This window comes from Microvirga sp. P4_G7, assembly GCF_056401005.1.
This window is the reverse complement of sequence record NZ_JBFUKD010000165.1, coordinates 1-6596: the sequence shown is the minus strand read 5'-3', so window position 1 is coordinate 6596 and position 6596 is coordinate 1. Positions and strand designations below refer to the sequence as shown.

Below are 6596 nucleotides of genomic sequence, written 5' to 3'. Positions count from 1 at the left end.
CCATATTTCGAGGCGGCCTGCACCATCTCTCGTTCGCAGCTATTGGCGCTGGCCGAGGCGTCGTTGGCAAAGCTACAGATAGAGGCCGCCACCATTCCGATCGACCAAAGAACCTTTTTCGTCATCAGCGTTCTGCCGCCCTGCATCTTGAAATACCCCGCGCTGCCCAGAACGACCGCGCGATCCACTGTCCGATCCCGCCATTCCCTGATGGGACCCGGAGAATAGTGATTGCGAGGACTGCCCCTGCTGACGCTGTTGCGATCCGTCCGATGGTGCCGAATCGCCGGGAGCGTGAATCGCGAGCACATCCGGGCGATAACCCGATCCCCTAAGCAGCGCGGACAGTTTTTCCGAATCCTTGCGCAACAACTGCGCCGTATCCTCGGATTGCGCATGAAGTTCCATTTCGAGTTTGTCGCCCGCAAGACGCATCTTGACCGTCACGACGCCTAGTTCGGCGGGATGCAGTTGGAGATTCAAAACCCGAACCGCCCTATCCGAAGACTTGATGACGAGGGACCCGTGAGTTCCATCGACTTTGCGAAGCGGCGCCTCGGGCAGCCCGGATATCGTCTCCCCCTCGCTGGCGATTGCGCTGGCAATGCGCTGTAACATCGCAGGTGGCAGCGAAGCGTCCGTGCCGGTTCGTTCCGAACCCGCAGAGGTCGGCGCGGACGCGTCGGTCCCCCGCGCGCGCTCGGCACCGACTCGCGCCGCCAATACGGTCTCGAACGACTGAGCACTCTGCGACGGCTTCGTGGCGTCGAGTCCATCCGTTTGATCCGAGGCCGCATCCGGATTCTGCGCAGATGTCGCCACGGCGAAGGTCGGCCCGGACGCGGTCGGCTTGAAGTGCGTTTCTCGATGCAGAACTGCGACTCTTGCAACTGCCGCAGTTGGCGCCTGCAGCACGTCCGTATCGGACGCGGCGCCGAAGAGGGGCGCGGTGTCCTGGGACAGCGCAGGTCGGGGTTTATGGGTCGAGCCAATCACCGGCAATTTCATGTCCGGCGCTTGAGGCAGCGCAGTCGCGATGAGCGGGATCAACGGTGTGCGGTCGGCCTGAGCGCCCTCCATCGGCAACGGCGCATTTCCACCCACTGCATTCAAATCGACTTTGTCGACGTCGTTCTTCGGCGACCCGTCGATCACTTCGCCTTCGGTGGGGAAGACGGAGGTTACGCGCGGCCACCGATTTAGCTCTCGAGACGGAGCCTCCGCACCGTTCGCGGTCGCCGCTTCGCGCAGAACCGTATCGAAGTTCAACGTATCCTTGATTTCGCCTGAGCCATCGCTGCCATCGGGGAGTTGCGTGGCGCTCTTTGTGGCGCCGGCGTCGGCTCGTCGGGGTTGAGGCGGAATTGCGAAGTCGAATTTGCTCACGGAACGCCTCTTTTGAAAAGTTGATCGACACGTCCGAGCGCATCTTGTGCGCGGGCTATTGCAGGCGAACTCATGTTGTCCTGAGCGCCTGGTGCGGGCAATGAAGCAGCTGGCAAAGCAGGCGGCGTACCAAGTGGAATGACGGATGAAGGGCTCATTGCTGCGGCTGGTGCGGGTGTTACGGCTTGCTGGGCCGGAACCTTCGGCGCGGGCGGCGCTGTCGCCGTCACCGGTGCGCTGCGAATATAGCCGGCCATCGACAATGCCGATTCCAAAAGGGCGACATCTCTCTCCGGCAGATCCGCCTTGTCAATTTTCTTCAACTCTTCGAGCCCAACCTCAAATCCAGCTGGCGAAACGATGACCGAGGCGGCACGATAGAGCGATGCCCGCGCAGCGGCGACCTTGTCGCTCGCAGACAATCCACGCGCCTTGTCAGCCGCGAGAATGGCCGCTTTCGTTTGCCCCTGATCGATCGCAGCGCGAGCCACCATCAGATAAAGATCGCGGCTCACCTCCGATTCGAGTTCGTCGAGCATCGAAACGAGGCGAGCGAATTGAACCTCGTCCTTGGCAAATTCGAGACGCGTGAGTGCGGCAGCAAACCGCTGCCGAAAATTGCCGGAATAGACCGAATGGCGGAAGCGCCGCAGATACTGACGCGACAACAGATCGAACTTCTTCAGGTCACCCATCTGGCTGACGACGAAGATCTCCCGGCGCAGAGCGGCCTCCTCGACGAGAGTGCCCGGCAACTGAAGGCGGACGAAATCGAGCAGCTCGACGGATTTTGCCGGATCGTTGCGCACGATCAATGCCGACTGGACGAGCGCCACCTGGCCGGCGAGACTCGCGGGCAAGGTGTGTACGTCGACCTCGCCCAGTAGTYTGCCCGCCTCCTCTTCGCGCCCTTCCACATAGGCGAGYGCGCCCTTGACCAGGAGCTCGTCGGTTTTCGCCAATCCGCCCGTCGCGGCAATGCGCTTGAGTATTGCCGGCTTTCCGCCACTGAGAACGAAAATGACGGCGGCGCGCACGTTCTTCGGTTCCGCCCAAGTCTGTCCGTCGAGTGGGTTGAGTCGATTGTCGATGTGGCCGAGAAGTGCGCGCTGGGCTATGTGAGCCTCCGTCGATCCGGTCGCGATCTGGTCCTGCAGCGTCTGCAGCGTTCGCACCATTTCGACAGGACCAGGTGCCTTTGCCGTCGCAGGCGCTTCCACCTCGGCGAAAGCCGGCGACGCAAACAGCAATGCTGCCGCCAGAGCGATCAGAGGCGATAACACTGTCACGGGCGATCCCGGAGCAGGATTTCAATGCGCCTGTTTTCCGGCGCCTTCGCGTCGCCCGGAGTTTTCAGCGATCGGTCCGCATGGCCCTCGACGCGCTCGATCCGAGCCTCGTCGATACCGCCGCGCACCAGCATATAAGCCGCCATGTGAGCGCGCGCCGTCGATAGGCGCCAGTTGTCGTAGGTATCGGACTTGAAGGGCCGACCGTCCGTGTGACCGCGGATAATGACCTTTCCGTTTCGCGTGCTGAGAATCTTGGCGATCTTCTCCATCGCGCGGACGACCTGCGGCTGTGGTTCCGCCGAGCCGACCGCGAACATGCTGAAATTGAGCTCGTCCGTCACGCTGATCAAAACGCCGTCGCCGGTTCGGCTGACTTCCACATGGGGACTGGCAGCGGCGGCGCTTTGAGGTTGAACAGCCTTGGCGATCTCGGCCTTCAGCTCTGCATCCTCGCTGCTTTGTTTCGCGTCCGTTTGAGCGAGCTTTGGAGCCGGTGGCGGGATGGGAGGCGCGCCGGACTTTTCGCTTGCCGGCATACGCGGCGTCATGGAGGGCGCCAAGGCATCGAGCATGCCGTTTTTCGGAACCGGCGGCGCGGTCCCGGGAGCGCCCGGCTTGTCGGTTTTCGGCATCGGGACTGGGGCAACCTGCCAATAGAGCGGATCGAACGGATCGCGATAAGCTTCGCCACCATTCAATCCCGGTTCGCCCGTGTCACCCAATGTGAGGTCCGCGCCGGGCGTGTCCTGCGGACGATCATGCTCCGCCTCGGCCGCGAGCTTGGCCAGAATCGCATAGGGATCTTGGAAGAGCGCACTTTCCTTGAAACGCGATTTTTGGGTCTGGGGTGCCTTACCACCCATCTCTGCACCGGTACCCTCGGACGGCTTCGCATCTTGATCCGAATCGACCGAGCTCTCTGGCGCGTTTTTCTTCGGCTCCTTCAAACCTTTGCGATCCGGCGTGCTTTCCGCCAACTGAACGGGATTGAAGTAGTTGGCGACCGTCGAACGCGTTTCCTTGTCGGCGGCGTTGATCAACCACATCACCAGAAAGAAGGCCATCATGGCCGTCATGAAATCGGCGTGCGCGATCTTCCATACGCCGCCCTTGTGCTGCTCTTCTTCCGCCTCGTACCGGCGAACGATGATGATCTCTTGCTTCCCAGGTTCTGACATGATCAGCTCAGTTGAATGGCCTCGGAGAGCCGGGCCGACCACGCGCCCAGTTGCGTTTCGACCGCCGTGTCGTTGACGGAAACCCGAACATCGACCGACGTGTCGGCGACATAGGTGAATCTGCCGTTGTCAGGACCGAGGGCCGATTCGATCGCCGACAGCATGTCGTCCGGTCCGCGAATCGTGAACGCGACGTTCTGCTTGTCCGATGCGAGCTTACCAAGTGTCTTCAGGAGCTCTTCCACGATCGTCTGCCGCAGTCTGTCCGCCAGGAAAGGGGTGAGGATACGGGCGACGCAATCGGCGAGGCCCTGTTCCATGACCTGCACAGCCAGGGCGAACTGCGCGGTCAGCGCGCGCGCTTCCTCGTCATTCCATTTCGTACGCTCGACGGCGAGGCGTTCAGTGAAGCCGGCACGTTCGATCGCGAGGGACTGCTCCAGCTTCCGCGCGGCCTCGGTCAGTGCTTCTTCGCGTGCCGCAGCTTCGGCCTTACGAATACGGTCTGCGATGTCGGTCGGCGAAGGCGGAACCTGACTCGGTTTGCCCTGCTCGGGACGCCCCGTCTCCCGTTTTTTCTCAAGGTCGAAGTCGATCAAGTAGCGCGCGATCCCGTTGGACATCAGGCCGCCTCCGCCTGATGCAGCCATTGCTTCAGGATCGCAGCAGCGTGGTTCTCATCGAACTCGACCATCTGTTCGAGCTTCTTCTGCGGCGAGMGGTTCATCTTGCCGGTAAGATCCTCGATCAAATTCGGAACGGTGGCCGCCGCAAGCTGCGGATCAGCGGCTCCTTCGACGGCGCCCTCGGGCGCAGCGAGCGCCGCCACCGCGGCAGCGTCGTATTGCTGCTCGATTTCAGGTCGCGCCAGGATAGCGGTCACGGCTGGTCGCAAGCCGAACCAGATCAGGAGAGTCGCGACGATGAGAATGGTCGCGGCGTTGATGATGTTTCCGAACTGACGCATGAAGACTTCGCCGAAGCCCAGCGCAGGGGCCGCCTCCATCAGACGCCCATCATCGATGAAGCCGACTGCGGCGACCTTGATCTGATCGCCGCGGGCTTTGTCGAAGCCGGCCGCAGATGACACGAGTTGCTCGATCTCGGCGATGCGTGCATCGATCGCGCTTTGCGGTGCGTCGTTGCCGACGAGCGCCGCGATCCGACTGCGATTGACGAGAACGGCGACGGAGAGGTTCTTGACCGAATATCCATCGCTGATCGTCTGGATCGTCTTCGACGAGATCTCGTAGTTGGTCAGCTCCTCACGCCGCTGATTGTCTTCACTGGAGTTCTCGCCGCCCTCGGAACGCACCCGCTCCTCGGGCAGGTTTTGCTGCACCGTCGTCGGCCTCTGATTGGCACGGTTCTGAGAGACTTCCGTTTCCTTTACGGTCCTGATCGATCGCTCGACCTTCGATTCAGGATCGAATATCGTCTGGCTGACATTGGTCTTGTCCGTGTTCAGCCGCGCGGCGACACTGATTTCGAAGTTCCCCAGCCCCAGATAGGGTGTCAGCGTCCGCCGCACGTTGTCTTGAATCTCGCGACCAACCGTGCGTTCGAGCGAAGCCATTTTGCCGGTAGAGGCATTTGTACCGTCGTCACCGGACATCAGCAATGTTCCGTCAGTATTGAGAACCGTGACGCGATCGACTTTCATGCCCGGTATGGCGGCGGCCACGAGATGGCGGATCGCCTGCGCCGAGCTCATGTCGTCTGCCGGTTCCGTGCGAACGACGACCGAGGCCGATGCGGGCTGTTGCTCGCGGCGGAACGATCCCCGATCCGGCATGACGATGTGAACGCGAGCCGCCTTGACGCCCTTCATCGTTTGAATCGTCCGGGCAATCTCCCCCTCGAGCGCCCGGACGCGCGTGACTTCCTGCATGAACGAAGTCAGTCCGAGCGAACCCAGATCGTTGAACAGTTCGTAGCCGGACTTGGAGCTCTGCGGCAGCCCTTTTTCCGCGAGGAGCATTCGCGCATTGGCGGTGTTCGCGTGGCTGACGAGAACCGCTGTACCATCGGAACTGACATCGAAGGGAATACCGGCATCCTTGAGCGCTGCGCCGATCCGGCTCACGTCTTCCCGCTCAAGGCCCGTATAAAGCGGTTCCTGGGCCGGGCGACTGAGATAGTATGCGCCGAGGCCGACCCCGAGGAATACGACGAGGCCGATCAGCCCGAGGGCGATCAGACGTCGCGCACCGAGTTCGAGAATGTTGCTCCAAAGCTTCTCGGCATGTTCGCGACCTRGCATCGATTTCGACTCGGACTTCTGGCGGATTCTTGGGAACCAATCTCTCGCGCGACAAACTTGTCCGGAGCTTGCAAAGCAGAAAGCCACGCTCGGGTGGAGCGTGGCTTTTGCTGAAAGCCCTGAATGTCAGGGCTTCGATGCCGGGTGTTAGCCCTGGAAGAGCGAGAGRATGCTCTGGGTGTTGCCGTTCGCGATGCTGAGCGMCTGAACGCCGAGCTGTTGCTGAACCTGCAGCGCCTTGAGGCGGGTCGATTCTTCTTCCATGTCSGCGTCGACGAGCGTGCCGATGGAGCGYTCGTTCGMCTTGATGAGCGATTCGACGAAGGTCGTCTGCGAYGTGATCTGCGTCTTGTTCGCGCCGAGCGTGGTCGCCGCGTCGGTCATGGCGCTGAGAGCCTTGTCCACTGCGGAGATGTAGGCGCGGAGCTTGGACAGATCCTGGTTCTGGATGGCCGAGATGTCGAGCTTGTCGATCGA

General features: G+C 61.6%; 6 protein-coding genes. All 6 read right to left on the bottom strand.

Annotated elements, in window-relative coordinates; genetic code table 11:
• Positions 1–72: 72 nt before the first annotated feature.
• Complete coding sequence (fliK, locus tag AC1DT3_RS09595; RefSeq protein WP_477465027.1) at positions 73–1386, bottom strand: flagellar hook-length control protein FliK; 1314 nt, start codon at positions 1384–1386, stop codon at positions 73–75.
• Positions 1383–2675 carry a chemotaxis protein gene (locus AC1DT3_RS09590; protein ID WP_477465026.1) on the bottom strand — a complete coding sequence of 431 codons (1293 nt, stop codon included), beginning with the start codon at positions 2673–2675 and terminating at the stop codon, positions 1383–1385. Before AC1DT3_RS09590 ends, fliK begins: the two co-directional genes overlap by 4 nt.
• Positions 2672–3856 (bottom strand): MotB family protein, encoded by a 1185-nt coding sequence (locus AC1DT3_RS09585; protein ID WP_477465025.1) that lies wholly within the window; start codon positions 3854–3856, stop codon positions 2672–2674. Before AC1DT3_RS09585 ends, AC1DT3_RS09590 begins: the two co-directional genes overlap by 4 nt.
• A 2-nt stretch (positions 3857–3858) precedes the next feature.
• Positions 3859–4479, bottom strand: coding sequence for a hypothetical protein (locus AC1DT3_RS09580; protein WP_477465024.1), 621 nt, complete (start codon positions 4477–4479; stop codon positions 3859–3861).
• Positions 4479–6119: a flagellar basal-body MS-ring/collar protein FliF gene (gene fliF / locus AC1DT3_RS09575; RefSeq protein WP_477465023.1), complete on the bottom strand. Its 1641-nt coding sequence runs from the start codon at positions 6117–6119 to the stop codon at positions 4479–4481. Before fliF ends, AC1DT3_RS09580 begins: the two co-directional genes overlap by 1 nt.
• A gap of 147 nt (positions 6120–6266) precedes the next feature.
• The coding region (locus AC1DT3_RS09570; protein ID WP_477465022.1) for a flagellin at positions 6267–6596 on the bottom strand (330 nt) is incomplete at its 5' end.

Bases quoted from the DNA above. Each gene is read 5' to 3' on its own strand.
- AC1DT3_RS09580 (WP_477465024.1), bottom strand. From the start codon at position 4,479: ATGTCCAACGGGATCGCGCGCTACTTGATCGACTTCGACCTTGAGAAA.
- AC1DT3_RS09585 (WP_477465025.1), bottom strand. From the start codon at position 3,856: ATGTCAGAACCTGGGAAGCAAGAGATCATCATCGTTCGCCGGTACGAG.